Below are 16,634 nucleotides of genomic sequence, written 5' to 3'. Positions count from 1 at the left end.
AGCATACTCATTTCAAAGCACGCTACAAATAGTAATAACACTAGACCAAAGTATGAGAAAGATTTGTCGTCATATAATTGTCAAAAGCACTATCGTTGTACATTAATCTTTCAATCTTTAATATAGAGATTATAATAAAAATCAGGTGAATATCTAGTGAAAAAATTAATGCAATTAGTATTTAAGTATAAAATTTATCCTGCATTAATGCTAATAGTATGTATATTGTTAGCATTATTTGTAGTTTTACAGAATATAGCAATAGCAGACTTTTTAAATATAATGTTATTTAAAGTAAAACAATCGCCAATGATTATACTCAGTTTTATTTTTGTAGTATTGATGATACGTGCAACTTTGAATTTTTGTAATCAATTATTAGGTAACCGTTTATCTATTAAAGTTAAACATGACTTGCGTCAACGAGTGATTCACCACCAATCAACACAATCAGTTGGTGAGGAAATGACACTTTTAACAGAGACAATAAATGGTATTGCGCCATTTTATCAAAGTTACTTGCCGCAAGTATTTAAGTCAATGATGATTCCTTTAGCTATTATGATTGCGATGTGCTTTGTTCATTTAAACACAGCATTGATAATGATCATAACTGCACCGTTCATTCCATTATTTTATATTATATTTGGGTTGAAAACTCGTGATGAATCTAAGGATCAAATGACTTATTTAAATCAATTTGGACAACGATTTCTCAATATGACACAAGGATTAATCACTCTAAAATTATTTAACCGAACTAAACAAACGGAAAATAAAATCTATGAAGATAGTACACATTTTAGAGATTTAACAATGAAAATTTTGAGAAGTGCATTTTTATCAAGTTTAATGTTAGAGTTTATCAGCTTATTAGGAATTGGACTTGTAGCATTAGAAGCGGCACTGAGTCTCGTTGTTTTTCATACGATTGATTTTAAAACAGCAGCAATCGCTATTATTTTAGCTCCAGAATTTTATAATGCCATTAAGGATTTAGGACAAGCGTTTCATACGGGCAAACAAAGTGAAGGTGCAAGTGATGTTGTATTTGAATATTTAGAAAGTACATCAGAAAATAGTGTACCTATAAATTATTATCATACAAACCAATCCCCACTTATAAGCTTAAGCAACGTCATGTTTAAATATAGTAATGAAAAGGGGAATGACTTCTCAATTAAACATGTCACTCTCGATATTAATGAACATGAACACATCGCATTAGTTGGACCAAGTGGGGCAGGTAAAACTACCTTTGCTAAATTAATCAGTCAATCTCTTAAACCTACAGAAGGTCATGTCTCATATAAATATGATCAAATGCAAATAGGTATTTTAAGTCAACGTCCATACATTTTTACTGCCACAATTAAAGATAATATTTCAATGTTTAATGACGTTAGTGATGACATTATTTTAGAAGCATTAGAGCAAGTGCAATTAAAAGAAAAGGTACAATCTTTAAAAAATGGAATCCATACGCTAATTGGTGATGGTGGAGAAATGTTATCTGGTGGGCAGATGAGAAGAATTGAATTGTGTCGTTTACTTGTAATGGAACCAGACTTAGTCATACTTGATGAACCAGCAACTGGTTTAGATGTAGAAACGGAACAAGTGATTCAAAGCGTGATGCATCATCAATTTAAAGCAACGACGCAACTTATAATTGCTCATAGAGACTCCACAATTAGACAAGCAACACGACGTTTATACATACATGATGGTGAGATTATTAAAGATGATAAAAATATATCAGTTAATGTTAAAGAAAATGGTGATGAATCATGAAGTCACGAATTCAATTTAAAATTGATAAAGATTTAGTAATAGCAATAGCTATAGGTGTCGTGGGGAGTTTAGTTGCTTTAGCGATGTTCTTTCTAAGTGGATATATGGTTACTGAAAGTGCGTTAGGAGCTCCATTATATGCTTTAATGGTGTTAGTTGTTTCGGTTAAACTATTTGGTTTTTTAAGAGCGATATCTCGATACTATGAAAGATTATATTCTCACCGTACGACCTTTACTATGTTAAGAAATGTAAGAACACAATTCTTTAAAGGACTAGTTAGAGTAGTACCAGATGTTTATCGAAAATATAATTCTAGCGATTTAATTTCACGTATGGTAAGTAGAGTAGAAGCATTACAAAACATATACTTAAGAGTTTATTATCCGCCTATTGTCATAGGAATAACTGCATTGATAACGATAGCAGTATATTTATTCATCTCCCCAGCACATGCAATATTAATTGCAGCGAGTATGATATTGACATTATTGCTTGTTCCATTTTTAAGTGCTAAAAGGGCACGTAAATTGAAGACAGTAGTATCACACCAACAAAGACAATTTTTAACAAGATTTTTTGATTATCGTGAAGGATTTCAAGAGTTACAACGCTTTAATAAGGACGAAGATTATAAGAATGATGTATTACAACATTTACAACAATATGATGCATTGCAAAGTAAAGAACAGGGATTTTTAACTGTTTATGATTATTTACTAAATATCATTGCTATGATATCAATTTTTGCTACATTAGTTTTGGGCGCTATTCAAGTCCATACACACTCTTTAGATGTTGTATATTTAACCAGTATTGTATTAATGATATTAACTTTGTTTGAACAAGCTGTACCAATGAGTAATGTAGCTTTTTATAAAGCAGATACAGATCAATCGTTATCAGAAATTAATGAAGTTATTCAAAACGATGACATATCCAAAGAACATCTATATACAGATTCAGACAAAACTAATGAACATGATTTATATGAAGTAAAAGATGTAACATTTAAATATGTCAATCAAGAACTACCAGTATTGAATCAAGTTTCTTTTCATATTAAAGAAGGTGAACGTGTCGCTATTATCGGTCCATCTGGTAGCGGTAAGAGTACGCTATTACATGTTTTGTTAGGATTATATCAAGTAAGCAGCGGACAGGTAACGTTAAATCAAACAGATGTATTTCAAATTAAAGAAGAAGAAAAATATCATCAAATCAATACATTACTACAATCACAACAATTATTCGACGGAACCATCAAAGACAATTTACTGACAGATTGTGATGAAGATGTTATACGACATACGTTAAAAGCGTTAAATTTGAGTCATTTAGCTTTAAATCAGGAAATAACAATGGATGGAAATACTTTATCAGGCGGAGAAATTCAACGATTAAGCATGGCACGTTTATTATTAAAAAATCAAGCTAATATATGGATTTTAGATGAGCCAACTACTGGTCTAGATACTCATCGTACGGATCAATTGATGACATTAATTGATAAACAAGCTAAAACATTAATTGTTGCTACGCATGATTTACGTTTATTACCATATTTTGATAAAATTTTAATTATGATAGACGGTGAAATCAAAGAAGCAGGTAGTTATCATTCACTTATCCAAAATAAAGGATATTTATATAAAATAACTCAATTGAACCAATGAGTAAAAATGTGATTGATAGTTTCTAGAAAAATAAAAATGCTCTAAAGCACTGAGATGTACTTTAGAGCATTTTTATACTTTGAAAGTGTTTGATTCTAACCTTTAACTTTAAATTACCATGACAAAAGCTTAATTAATTATCTTTAGCTTCATTAAATGCATCAATGACTTTACCTAAAAGACGGTTAAGTTCATCCACTTCATCAAGTGATAATGATGAAGCAGTTGCAACTTTTTCAGAAGCATTGCTAAGTTCGGGTCTAATTTTTTCGCTTTTATCAGTCAAGTGAATAAATACTTCACGTTGATCGACTTCGGAACGTTCACGTTTGATTAAATCAACTTGTTCCATTCGTTTTAATAGTGGGGATACTGTACCAGTATCAAGTGCTAGTTCAGTCACAACCTTTTTAACATTTACGGGAGATTCATCCCATAAAATTGTTAATACAAGGAATTGTGGGTAAGTTAAATTGTACTTTTTAAAGACTTTGTTTGAATAGTAGCGATTTACTTGTCTTTGTGCATTGTACAAACTAAAGCATAGTTGCTCTTTTAAATTATGTTGATCAGACATTAAAGTTCTCCTCCAGACATTCTATCCGTTTTTCTCTCTATTCGGATTGGAATCCGTCTATGTTGTGCGGAATATAATTCACAACACACTGTGATTCAATGTCATGCTAAAATTAAAGTATGTTTAAAGTTTAGAAGATATCTATCGTTAAATCAAGCAAAAAGATAATTAAATATTTATGTTATCATTTTTAAAAATACTTGTAATAGAAAAGGAATTTTACAATGAAAAATAATAAATCTAGAAAAATATCAATTTCTATCATAAGCGGTTTTTTAGGTAGTGGTAAAACTACGTTACTGACACATTATATTAGTGAATTATTAAAAATTGATGAGAAAATAAAAGTGATTATGAATGAATTTGGCTCATTTGATGTAGATAGTCAAAATTTAGATTCAAATATAGAAGTACGATCAATTATTAATGGTTGTGTGTGTTGTGACTTAAAAACTGATTTAATTAATCAAATTCAATCTTTAATTCAAAAAGATGATTGTAATCATATTATTATAGAAGCAACAGGAGTCGCTAATCCTATCGAAATCTTTGCTGCATGTCAAGATCCAACCATAGTTGATAATATAGACATGCCACAAATTATAAGTGTAGTGGATGTTGAAAGATTTTTAAATAGGAATGATTACACTAGTTCCACACAAACGTTAATGGAAGAGCAACTTGAAATGAGTGATTTATTAGTCATTAACAAAATGGATTGCGTTGATTCTGAAGAAATAAATAAAATAGAGAACGAAATAAATAAAATTAATCCGAGTGCACCGCATATTTTGACTACTTATGGAAAGTTTGACATCAGTCAACTTCGAAACCAAACAGATAAAACAACAAAACTTCATCAACATCACCATCATCACGGTATTATTAGTATGAAATATACGTTTACTAGTCCTATTGACCGACAATTATTTTACCAATTTATTATGCAATTACCGAAAAATGTATTGAGATTAAAAGGTTATTTAAAATTTAGAGACAATCCTAATGAAACAATTGAGTTTCAATATTCATATGGTTTGCCAGACTTTGGGGCTATAGCTAAAGAAATGCCATTAACGATAGTGATTATAGGGGAACATATAGATGTAAATCGACTCAGAAATAAATTGGATATGTTACAATTTACTTAATTTAAATTTCAACTGTTCCTAACTGAAGTGAATACATTATAAAAAATAAGGGTCGTGATTATAATGGAAAGAACACAAATTAACCAATATGTTCATTTTTCAAAAATTGTGCAAGGATTTTGGCGGGCTAATGAATGGCAACTATCAGATCAAGCATTAAATCGTTTTATTAATCAACTTGTAGAACGTGGTATTACAACTATGGATCATGCAGATATTTATGGCGATTATCAAAATGAAACGCTTTTTGGTAAAGCATTAAAATTATCACCACAATTGCGTGAACAAATACAAATTGTTTCAAAATGCGGTATTGTTTTACCATCTGAAACTCAAACATTTACAGATGGACACCGATATGATCATAGCCACCAACACATTATTAAGTCAGTAAATCATTCATTAGAACGATTAAATGTAGATTATTTAGATAGTTTATTGATTCATAGACCGTCACCATTAATGAATCCCGATGAAATTACAGATGCTCTAAAAGAATTGGTTAATGAAGGTAAAATTAAATCATTTGGAGTATCTAACTTTAATGAAACGCAATATGATTTATTAAAACAAAGTCTTAATCATGATAAGTTGCACATTAGTATCAATCAACTTGAATTGTCACCATATCAAACAGATATACTACATAATGGTGTAATGGATAAAATGTATCAAAATCAAGTTAAAGTGATGGCTTGGAGTCCTTTTGCGGGAGGTAAGCTGTTTGATACTTCTGACGATAAAAGTAGACGCCTCATGTCAGTCATTGAACCTTTAGCAAATAAATATCAAGTGAACGTTTCTGCTATTATGATAGCTTGGTTAATTAGACATCCTAATGAGGTGATTCCAATATTAGGAACACGATCTATTGAAAAAATTGATGCAGCTACTGCTGGATTAAATGTTGAATTAACTGATCAAGAGTGGTTTGATATATACACTGCGGCATTAGGTCGAGATATTTTATAATTAAATGTTAGGAAGGATTTATAAAGAATGAATAATGAAGATAAACGACAGAAACAACTTAAATTTGAACGTAATTTAATTATGATTCCTTATTTAATATTTGCAGTCATTGTACTATTATGCAATATTTTTTATCCCGAGATATTAGTGACAATGACCTTATTCGGATTGTTATTTGCGTATAATTTAGGACTACTTTTTATTGCATTTATATGTCACTTTAAACGTACACTCATATTAACGCTTGTGTTAACTATATTAAGCGGAGCAGCATTCTTTACGCTGTTATATGTTTTTGGTATAAATCATGAAATTTTTGGTCAAATTAAAAAATAAATTACACATACAACTAAAAAACTCTGATATTTCAATGTTATAATAATATTGAAATATCAGAGTTTTATTTTTTAATATTTAATGATTGGGGAGTGTGCAGGATGAATAAACGAAATAAGGTTTCGATTATTGGTGCAGGGCAAACTGGCTCTACATTGGCTTTTATTTTGGCTCAAAATGAAAGCGCTGACATAGTTGTTGTTGATAGACCACAGTCTGAAAATGTGGTTAAAGGTAAAGCGTTAGATATACTAGAAAGTGCTCCAATATTTAATTTTAATGTAGATATTAAAGGAACTGCTGATTATTCTGAAATACAAGATTCAGATGTTGTAGTCATAACTGCAGGAATTGCTAGAAAACCAGGAATGAGTAGAGATGATTTAATACAAACTAATGAAGATATTGTTCACCTTAGTGCACAACAAATAGCTAAATATTCACCGAATGCCATTATCATAGTATTAACTAATCCTGTAGATGCTATGACATACTCTGCATTAGTTGCTTCTGGATTTTCTAAAAATAAAGTATTAGGACAATCCGGTGTATTAGATAGTGCGCGTTATCAAACATTCATTGCCAAAGAACTTGATGTTTCTGTTGAAGACGTACAAGGCTTAGTATTAGGTGGACATGGCGATACAATGGTGCCATTAATCAATTCTACTCAAGTCAATGGCATTCCAATAGCTGAATTATTAGAACAAAATATAATAGAACAGATTGTTGATAGAACACGCAAAGGCGGTGCTGAAATAGTTCAATTGTTAGGAAATGGTTCAGCTTATTATGCTCCTGCTGCAGCGGTTTATGAAATGGTTGAAACAATATTGAAAGATAAGCATCGTATATTAGCAGCAATTACGTATGCTCAAGGTAAATATGGATATGACGATATTTGTTTAGGATTACCTGTGAAATTAGGAAGAAATGGTGTGGAAAATATCGTTGAGTTGAATTTAAGTGATTCTGAACGTGAACAATTGGATAAATCAGCATTATCAGTGGAAAAGGTTAAAGAAACGCTTAAATACAAACTAAAATAATTCATTTCCAATTAAATTTAACATAGATTAAAACATTTAATTGAGTGTAGTTTAGTTAGTTGTATAATATTTATTTTGAAAATTGAGTATTGTGTGTCTTTTGTAATTGGTTATATTGGATAAAGCGTTTTCTTGATATAATTTATAGTAACAAGATAATGATAATAAGGAGTAGGTGCACATGTCTAAAGCAAAACAATCCTCCCAGAATGTTCATAACCAACCAGGTAAGAAAGAGAAAAAAGGCTATAAGCCTATATGGATAATTGTAAGCTTTGTTATATTAATTGCCATTATACTTTTACCTACACCAGCTGGGTTGCCTATTATGGCTAAAATGGCTTTAGCTATTTTAGCATTTGCAGTAATTATGTGGGTGACAGAAGCGGTGTCTTACCCTGTTTCAGCGACGTTAATTTTAGGTTTAATCATACTGTTACTTGGGTTTAGTCCAGTTCAAAACTTATCAGAACAATTAGGTAATCCCAAAAATGGTGATGCTATTATAAAAGGTAGTGAGATGTTAGGGACTAATAATGCTTTAACACAAGCGTTTAGTGGTTTCTCTACATCTGCAGTAGCCTTAGTTGCAGCAGCATTATTTTTAGCAGCTGCTATGCAAGAAACGAACTTACACAAACGTTTAGCATTATTAGTATTATCTATTGTTGGAAATAAAACAAAGAACATTGTTATTGGTGCTATTCTTGTTTCCATAGTACTAGCATTTTTTGTTCCTTCTGCAACTGCAAGAGCAGGAGCTGTAGTACCTATATTATTAGGTATGATCGCAGCATTTAAAGTATCAAAAGAAAGTAAACTTGCTTCACTTTTAATTATTACATCTGTTCAAGCTGTTTCGATTTGGAATATAGGTATTAAAACAGCTGCAGCACAAAATATTGTTGCAATTAATTTTATTAACCAAAATTTAGGCCATGACGTTTCATGGGGCGAATGGTTCTTATATGCTGCACCATGGTCAATACTAATGTCTATTGCCCTTTATTTTATTATGATAAAAGTCATGCCGCCAGAACGAGAATCTATTGAGGGTGGGAAAGCGCTAATTAAAGAAGAATTAAATCAATTAGGTCCTGTTAAACCTCGTGAATGGCGTTTAATTATTATTTCAGTTTTATTATTACTATTTTGGTCAACTGAAAAGGTATTACATCCTATTGATTCTGCTTCAATTACATTAATAGCATTAGGTATTATGTTGATGCCTAAAGTTGGTGTAATTACTTGGAAAGGCGTAGAAAAGAAAATACCTTGGGGCACAATTATTGTATTTGGTGTTGGTATTTCATTAGGTAATGTATTGTTAAAAACAGGTGCCGCACAATGGTTAAGTGACCAAACATTCGGGTTGATGGGACTTAAAGGATTACCAATTATTGCGACAATAGCACTCATTACATTATTTAATATTTTAATACACTTAGGATTTGCGAGTGCTACTAGTTTATCTTCTGCATTGATTCCTGTCTTTATTTCACTAACATCTACGTTACATTTAGGAGATCAATCTATTGGATTTGTATTAATACAACAATTTGTTATTAGTTTTGGATTCTTATTACCAGTAAGTGCACCTCAAAACATGCTTGCATACGGAACTGACACATTTACTGTTAAAGATTTCTTGAAATCAGGTATTCCATTAACTATTGTTGGATACATTCTTGTTATTATTTTCAGTTTAACTTACTGGAAATGGTTAGGTTTAGTATAAAAATATAGCTATAGGTTTTGTTTTATTTCTTGGAAAATATCAGAGCTATGATTTATAAGAGCTTGAGAGCAACTATTGTTCTCAAGCTTATTTTAATATTTGGATTTTTATTTACTTCATTATTATTGATTGCAGCATATATTTATTATTTTTAAATGTATTAATTAAACTCATAGTAGGGTATTAAACAAACTATAAAAAATAATAGGTGGTAACAATAGAATGAAAATAGGTGTTGTATTAAATCGAGTTTTTAGAATAAATCATAATCCATTATTAGCGTATGTTTATCAGCGCTTAGATGATATTGAATCATGTGTGTTTATCATTCCTGTAGAGCAATTTGGAGATCATTCACAATTAAAAGAGACATTTTATAAAGGTACGTTAAAGAAATTTGTAAATGAATTACATAACAATCATATTTCAGTAAATATGATTGATTACGATCAATTAATTGAATTTTGTGAGTCACAAGAGTTGGATAAGGTTGTTATGGCTAGTGATATTATGAGTTATCATAAAGAAGAATATGACTATCCTCATCAAAAACAACATTTCAATAAAGCTTCAATTGAAGTCCAACCCATAAGAGTACAACATTATTTTAATCCGAAGAAAACATTTAATAATCAAGGCGAACCATATAAAGTGTTTACAAGTTTTTATAAAAAATGGCGCCCATACGTCATGCAAAGAAAAATAGATCAATACAAATTAAAAGATATAGCCAATAAAACATCAACGTCTGAAAAGAAATTGAAATTGGATGTTGAAGATAGAGGATTATCAGAAAAAGACGTTCAGCAACAATGGCAAAGTTTTTTAGAACATGATATTCAAAATTATGACTCAAATAGAGAATATCTTCCTGAAGTATTGACCAGTCAACTTAGCATTGCTTTGGCATATGGTCTTATTGATATTATTCAAGTATTTAATGATTTACTACAAGGTTATGACATAGATGAATCAAATTATGAAGCTTTTATAAGAGAGTTAATTTTTAGAGAGTTTTATTATGTATTAATGACGCAATATCCAGAAACTGCAAATGTAGCATTTAAAGAAAAATACCAACACATTGATTGGGTAAATAATGAACATCAGTTTACAAAATGGAAAAATGGAGAAACAGGTTTTCCAATTATTGATGCTGCAATGGAAGAACTCAATCAAACTGGTTATATGCATAATAGAATGAGAATGGTAACCTCTCAATTTTTAACTAAAGATTTATTAATAGATTGGACATGGGGAGAAGCATATTTTAAAGATAAACTGATTGATTATGATAGTGCGTCTAATGTTCATGGATGGCAATGGTCTGCATCAACTGGTACAGATGCCGTGCCATATTTCAGAATGTTTAATCCGATGAGACAGAGTGAACGTTTTGATTCTAAAGCATTATATATAAAAAGATGGTTACCCGTTTTTAATGATGTCGATGCAAAGTTATTGCATGATACCAAGAAAAATCAAAAGAAATTGAAGCAGCAAGGGATTGAATTAGGTCAAGATTACCCTAAACAAATGGTGAATCATAACGATAGCCGCGAGCGAGTAATGTCATTATTCAAGTCATTGTCATAAAAAAAGTTGTTAATAGTAGTATTTTGAAGTGCAATATTCAAAATGTCATTACTATTAACAACCATGAGATTTTATTTAAGCCAAAATAAGCAAACGTACACTGCTACATATTCGAAAAACGTTAAAATATACATATATTTTAACCGTAATTTAACGCCTAATGGAACATTCCAATTAGGAAAACGTCGTTCATAATAAAAAACTTGTAAAATAAACAATCCTATTCCGAGAGGTAAAAACATTAAAATAATACTTTTAGCATAGCTAAACCCAATATCGTGAATAAAATGTCCGATAATGAGCTGCATAATTACAATAATTGCCAATAAGATAAGTAAGTTAAAAATCATTTTTGTAGTCGAACTCCTTTTACAAATAAAATGATTGCTGATTGCATGATGACCATTAATAATACAAATATAAATGTTTTAAGATTAAACACACTTATAACTTCGTAAAAGATTTTAAGGGGTTCATTGATTAAATAAACAGTATGAATTCTTAAAAAACGACCCATGTAAATACCTAAACCGTTTAAAAACATAAGAATAATAACTAATGCTCGGTTCAACCAAATATGTGTTGTAAAATGTAAGATTTCCATGAAAATCAATATCATAACATACATTGCTAAAAAGACACCTAGCATTAAATAAGTAAAGAAAATCCATTCTTTTAAGTTTAATCCAATTAAGAAGTTGAATTGAAATTGGTTTAAATGAATTAAATCAGTAATCATGTAAAAGGTATTTGGAACAAGTAATAAAAAGATCATTCCAAATATGACAAATAATGGCCATTCAAATTTCTTCATAGGTTTAAATAGCTTTAATAATAAACACAATTCAAATGGAATATATGCTAAAAATAAATTTAAAGTCATAAAGTTGAATATTTTTGTTTCGAACAAGGATATAGTAAATAGAATGATAAAATAGATTCTTGCTATATATCGAGGTTGCATGATAAACACTACTTTCATAACATCGTTTTTGAAATTTGATTTAATATTTTTTTCTTTTAAAGCGTAAAAAATATTTGAGTTTTAATAATATCGCTATGAGTAACAGTAATCAACTAAAAGAGTATGAAAGTTAAATATTTATTATAGTAAAATAAGATTGGAATTAAATGATTACATTATTAAAACGCCTTACTGTTAATTTTTTTGAAAATGTATTACAATGAACGGACTTTTAAAACAAATCTTTCATGTATAATAAGAATTTATTTAAACGAATCATGTCATATTAAGTAAGTTATGCATTGTTAGAGAGGGGGACACCATTATGAGAAAACAATTATTTACACTCTACTTTAATATATTTCTAATATTCTTAGGAATTGGACTGGTTATTCCAGTACTACCTGTTTATCTTAAAGATTTAGGGTTAAAAGGTAGCGATTTAGGTATACTAGTTGCTGTGTTTGCTTTAGCGCAAATGATTATTTCACCTTTTGGTGGTGGATTAGCAGACAAATTAGGAAAAAAATTAATTATATGTATAGGTCTAGTCTTATTTTCAATTTCTGAATTTATGTTTGCGATGGGTCATTCATTTTCAATCCTAATTATTTCACGTGTTTTAGGTGGACTAAGTGCAGGTATGGTTATGCCGGGTGTTACCGGTCTTATTGCCGATATTTCACCATCGCAAGATAAAGCAAAAAACTTTGGTTATATGTCTGCGATTATTAATTCTGGTTTTATCTTAGGACCTGGATTTGGGGGATTTTTAGCAGAGATTTCACATAGATTACCTTTCTACTTTGCAGGTGGTCTAGGTATTATCGCATTTATTATGTCATTGATTGTTATTCACAATCCGAAAAAAGTCACAACTGCTGGTTTCCCACAATATGATCCAGAATTATTAACTAAAATTAATTGGAAAGTTTTCTTAACACCAGTAATTCTAACGTTAGTGCTTGCATTCGGATTATCAGCATTTGAAACACTATTTTCACTTTATACATCAGACAAAATAGGTTACACACCAAAAGATATTTCAATTGCAATCACAGGTGGCGGTATCTTTGGCGCACTATTCCAAGTTTTCTTCTTTGATAAATTCATGAAGTATACTAGTGAGTTAAACTTTATAGCTTGGTCATTATTATATTCAGCAATCGTTCTAGTGATGCTTATTGTTGCACAAGGTTATTGGACTATAATGCTAATTAGTTTCATTGTTTTTATAGGATTTGACATGATTAGACCGGCTATTACAAATTATTTTTCAAATATAGCAGGTAATCGTCAAGGATTTGCAGGCGGACTCAATTCAACATTTACTAGTATGGGGAATTTTATGGGACCATTAGTAGCTGGTGCCTTATTTGATGTGAACATAGAATTTCCTTTATATATGGCAATAGCTGTATCATTAAGTGGTATTGTCATTATATTTATTGAAAAAGTAGTTAGAAAAAATATCACTCAAAAGTAAATTTTAAAATGATAGCTGTTCATTGTACTTTTTGATGTACGTGAACAGCTTTTTTGATAAATTGGTATTTTTGAAAACATAGCACCTTTTTAAAATAGTAAAACTTTTTAAATTTTTGATATAGTATTCGAACAATTAGAAACTAAAGAAATAAATTTTGATGTAAAAAATAGATTAAAATAAAGAATCAAATCGAGTTATTTCGTTTTTTAATGATTTTATGTAACAAAAATAACAACTTTAGTAATAATACTGTTACAAATATTACAATCTATTTAAATTGTGACCTACATAACTGAAATTGAATATGACTATGTTAAGATAGACAAAAATCAATTAAGAAATGTGGGTAAGGGGATGAATTTGAAAAACTTATTATTGAGTATATTTGCAGTTATTTTGACTATTTGTTTAATTGGTTTAATATTTTTAGCAACGAATCAAAACGCATTAGCTAAAGTACATCAAACCATTTGTACATTTTCAAAAGCAAATAAACTTTCTGTTATAGAGAAAACAACTCAAATAACTGACTTTAAAACAGCCAAAGCTTCTGAAAAAAATGACAATAATAATAATAACGATGTAAAACATCAAAAGACTACATATGTAAAAAAAGACAATCATAGATTATCAGAAACTGACTTTACGCCAAGAGAACGCAAAGTTATTGCAATTAATTATGCAAATAAACATTTAGATGAACAATACGATTTAAAACAAGTTAATCAACAACAACAAGATTCAAAGTATTTATATGTGAATCAACAGAAAAATCAACAAACAAATATCTCAGTGAATGGTAATGGGCAAGTAGGGGCAAATCATTCAGAAATACAATAGCACGTACTTTTTTTAAAAGAGTATGTGTTATTTTTTGCGTTTACAATATATAACGTATTAGTGGTAAAATGAAATGCGATTAGTAAAGTAATATTAGAGGTGACATAATGAGTAAAACGAAAAAAACGAATGCAATGCGAATGTTAGATAGAGCGAAAGTTAACTATAAAACTAATATATTTGAAGTGACTGCAGAACACCAAACAGGTGAACAAATAGCCAAACTTGTTAATGCTAAAGTAGAAGAAGTATATAAAACACTTGTATTAGAAAATGCCAACCATAATCATTTTGTATTTGTCATACCAGTAAATGAAACGTTAGACATGAAACAAGCTGCCCACGTTGTAAACGAGAAAAAGTTAAATTTAATGCCTTTAGATCAATTGAAGCAAGTTACTGGATATATTCGAGGTGGTTGTTCACCTATAGGAATGAAACATTTATTTCCTACTGTTATAGATCAATCTATACGACAACTCGATAAAGTATACGTAAGTGGTGGACAAAGAGGTATGCAAATGATTATAGGGGTGGAAGACTTAATTTCTATGACAAATGCAAAAGTAGAGCCAATCATCCAAAATTAATAAAAACAAATATAAAATGATAATAATGACACAGAAATATGTTGTAATAAGTTGAATTTTGACGATTACATATATTTCTGTGTTATTTTTGTCACAAAATGATTGTTTTTGATTGATTTTAACAATTTATGATTGAAATTTGTAAGCGTACTCATTATAATGATAAGTGAAATGGGGTGGTTACTTTGATATCTGAGAAACGACACAACTTAATTTTACAAGAATTAAAGAATAAAGATTTTCTTACACTCCAAGAATTAATGGATAGAACAGGTTGTAGTTCTTCTACTATTAGAAGAGATTTATCAAAGTTACAACAAGAAGGAAAATTACAACGTATCCACGGTGGTGCGACGATTGGTCATAATCGAATAGTAGAACCAAGATTAAAAGAAAAATTAACGCAAAACTCACAAGAGAAAAAAGAAATTGCTAGACAAGCTGCGCAACAAATTAGTGATAATGACTGTATATTTTTAGATGCGGGTTCAACAACGTTAGAAATGATACCTTACATAGATGCAAAAGAAATCATCGTTGTAACAAATGGTTTAACACACGTTGAACAATTACTTAAAAAAGGCTTTAAAACGTTAATGTTGGGTGGTCAAGTTAAGGCGAATACTTTTGCTACTGTTGGATCTAGCGCTTTAGAAACTTTGAGACGTTATTGCTTTGATAAGTCTTTCATCGGAATGAATGGTATAGATGAGAAATATGGATTAACGACACCTGATGAACAAGAAGCATTAATAAAAGAAACTGCGATGCGAATTTCTAATGAAAGCTTTGTCGTTGTAGATGAAACTAAGTTCAATCAAGTTTATTTTGCTAGGGTTCCAGCACGTGACAATACTCAAATCATTACGTCTAAACGTGGCATTGAAAACCATGTCAATGATGATTTTAGAGAGCAATATCGATTTTTAGGAGGAATTTTATGATATATACAGTTACATTCAATCCATCGATAGACTATGTCATGTTTGTAGATGACTTCCAAATAGATGGATTAAATAGAGCTAAAGATGCAAATAAATTTGCAGGTGGCAAAGGTATTAATGTATCTAGAGTATTAAAGACTTTAGATGTTGATTCTACTGCATTAGGTTTTGCAGGTGGATTTCCAGGTGACTTTATTGCTCAGACACTAAAAGATAGTGATATCCAAACTGATTTCGTTCAAGTAGATGAAGATACACGCATTAACGTTAAGTTAAAAACTGGCAAAGAAACAGAAATAAATGCACAAGGACCTAACGTAACAGATGCTCAATTTCAATCACTATTAGATCAAATTAAGAAAACAAACAAAGAAGATATTGTTATCGTAGCAGGAAGTGTACCGAAAAGTATTCCAAGTGACGCCTACGCACAAATTGCGAAAATCACTCAACAAACTGGTGCTCAATTAGTAGTAGATGCAGAAAAAGAATTAGTTGAAACGGTTTTAGAATATAATCCATTATTTATAAAACCGAATAAAGACGAACTTGAAGTTATGTTTAATACTTCAATTAAAAATGACGAGGACGTCATTAAATACGGTAAACAAATTTTAGATAAAGGTGCACAGTCAGTGATTGTTTCACTAGGCGGGGACGGTGCAATTTATGTAGATAGCGAACGTAGTATTAAAGCAGTTAACCCTCAAGGGAAAGTAGTTAATACTGTTGGTTCAGGTGATAGTACTGTTGCTGGGATGGTAGCAGGTTTGGCTACGGGATTATCAATAGAAGATGCATTTAAACAAGCCGTTGCTTCAGGGACAGCTACAGCATTTGACGCAGATTTAGCTACAAAAGATGCAATAGAAAATATAAAATCACAAGTTACGATTTCTGTACTTGATGGGGAGTGAA

General features: G+C 30.3%; 16 protein-coding genes. 13 read left to right on the top strand and 3 right to left on the bottom strand.

The features are described 5' to 3' along the window. Positions 1-156: 156 nt before the first annotated feature. Positions 157-1,794, top strand: coding sequence for an ABC transporter ATP-binding protein/permease (locus NSQ15_RS10260; protein ID WP_340747141.1), 1,638 nt, complete (start codon positions 157-159; stop codon positions 1,792-1,794). Then, on the top strand, positions 1,791-3,470 hold the full coding sequence (gene cydC / locus NSQ15_RS10255) for a thiol reductant ABC exporter subunit CydC (protein WP_340747140.1): 1,680 nt from the start codon (positions 1,791-1,793) through the stop codon (positions 3,468-3,470). Before NSQ15_RS10260 ends, cydC begins: the two co-directional genes overlap by 4 nt. A 133-nt stretch (positions 3,471-3,603) precedes the next feature. Here cydC and NSQ15_RS10250 read toward each other — a convergent pair whose 3' ends face one another. Next, the gene (locus NSQ15_RS10250; RefSeq protein ID WP_029056442.1) at positions 3,604-4,047 is read right to left on the bottom strand and encodes a MarR family winged helix-turn-helix transcriptional regulator; all 444 of its coding nucleotides are present in this window, start codon (positions 4,045-4,047) and stop codon (positions 3,604-3,606) included. 224 nt (positions 4,048-4,271) lie between these two features. Between NSQ15_RS10250 and NSQ15_RS10245 the strand changes: the two genes are divergently transcribed. From NSQ15_RS10245 to NSQ15_RS10220, 6 genes are all read left to right on the top strand, one after another. Next, positions 4,272-5,198: a CobW family GTP-binding protein gene (locus NSQ15_RS10245; RefSeq protein ID WP_017638399.1), complete on the top strand. Its 927-nt coding sequence runs from the start codon at positions 4,272-4,274 to the stop codon at positions 5,196-5,198. 63 nt (positions 5,199-5,261) lie between these two features. Next, a complete protein-coding gene (locus NSQ15_RS10240; RefSeq protein ID WP_340747139.1) occupies positions 5,262-6,170 on the top strand; it encodes an aldo/keto reductase in 909 nt (302 codons plus the stop codon). A gap of 27 nt (positions 6,171-6,197) precedes the next feature. Next, positions 6,198-6,506, top strand: a complete 309-nt coding sequence (locus NSQ15_RS10235) for a hypothetical protein (RefSeq protein WP_070452540.1) — start codon at positions 6,198-6,200, stop codon at positions 6,504-6,506. Positions 6,507-6,607: 101 nt separating this feature from the next. Then, a complete protein-coding gene (gene mdh / locus NSQ15_RS10230) occupies positions 6,608-7,555 on the top strand; it encodes a malate dehydrogenase (RefSeq protein ID WP_029056444.1) in 948 nt (315 codons plus the stop codon). Positions 7,556-7,736: 181 nt separating this feature from the next. Then, positions 7,737-9,293: an SLC13 family permease gene (locus NSQ15_RS10225; protein WP_017638395.1), complete on the top strand. Its 1,557-nt coding sequence runs from the start codon at positions 7,737-7,739 to the stop codon at positions 9,291-9,293. A gap of 222 nt (positions 9,294-9,515) precedes the next feature. Beyond that, positions 9,516-10,889 carry a cryptochrome/photolyase family protein gene (locus NSQ15_RS10220; protein ID WP_070452537.1) on the top strand — a complete coding sequence of 458 codons (1,374 nt, stop codon included), beginning with the start codon at positions 9,516-9,518 and terminating at the stop codon, positions 10,887-10,889. 71 nt (positions 10,890-10,960) lie between these two features. On the opposite strand, the gene NSQ15_RS10215 is transcribed toward NSQ15_RS10220, so the two are convergent. Both NSQ15_RS10215 and NSQ15_RS10210 read right to left on the bottom strand, forming a co-directional pair. Further along, a complete protein-coding gene (locus NSQ15_RS10215; RefSeq protein ID WP_070452534.1) occupies positions 10,961-11,239 on the bottom strand; it encodes a hypothetical protein in 279 nt (92 codons plus the stop codon). After that, a complete protein-coding gene (locus NSQ15_RS10210; RefSeq protein WP_029056448.1) occupies positions 11,236-11,853 on the bottom strand; it encodes a DUF1361 domain-containing protein in 618 nt (205 codons plus the stop codon). The genes NSQ15_RS10215 and NSQ15_RS10210 overlap by 4 nt, the downstream gene beginning before the upstream one ends. Before the next feature lie 325 nt (positions 11,854-12,178). On the opposite strand from NSQ15_RS10210, the gene norA reads away from it, so the two are divergent. The 5 genes from norA (at position 12,179) to pfkB (ending at position 16,633) form a co-directional block, all read left to right on the top strand. Further along, on the top strand, positions 12,179-13,339 hold the full coding sequence (norA, locus tag NSQ15_RS10205) for a multidrug efflux MFS transporter NorA (RefSeq protein ID WP_017637345.1): 1,161 nt from the start codon (positions 12,179-12,181) through the stop codon (positions 13,337-13,339). 357 nt (positions 13,340-13,696) lie between these two features. Further along, positions 13,697-14,182, top strand: a complete 486-nt coding sequence (locus tag NSQ15_RS10200) for a hypothetical protein (RefSeq protein ID WP_070452531.1) — start codon at positions 13,697-13,699, stop codon at positions 14,180-14,182. 107 nt (positions 14,183-14,289) lie between these two features. Then, positions 14,290-14,772: a Cys-tRNA(Pro) deacylase gene (ybaK, locus tag NSQ15_RS10195; protein WP_017637343.1), complete on the top strand. Its 483-nt coding sequence runs from the start codon at positions 14,290-14,292 to the stop codon at positions 14,770-14,772. A 185-nt stretch (positions 14,773-14,957) separates the two neighbouring features. After that, on the top strand, positions 14,958-15,716 hold the full coding sequence (locus tag NSQ15_RS10190; protein WP_124760798.1) for a DeoR/GlpR family DNA-binding transcription regulator: 759 nt from the start codon (positions 14,958-14,960) through the stop codon (positions 15,714-15,716). Further along, entirely contained in the window at positions 15,713-16,633 is a 921-nt protein-coding gene (pfkB, locus tag NSQ15_RS10185; protein ID WP_070452525.1) for a 1-phosphofructokinase, read from the top strand. Before NSQ15_RS10190 ends, pfkB begins: the two co-directional genes overlap by 4 nt. Position 16,634: the final 1 nt, after the last annotated feature.

Origin of the sequence: Staphylococcus sp. FSL W8-0774, assembly GCF_038006785.1 — a bacterium.
GTDB classification, from domain to species: domain Bacteria; phylum Bacillota; class Bacilli; order Staphylococcales; family Staphylococcaceae; genus Staphylococcus; species Staphylococcus pasteuri.
This window is presented reverse-complemented; position numbering and strand designations above follow the sequence as displayed.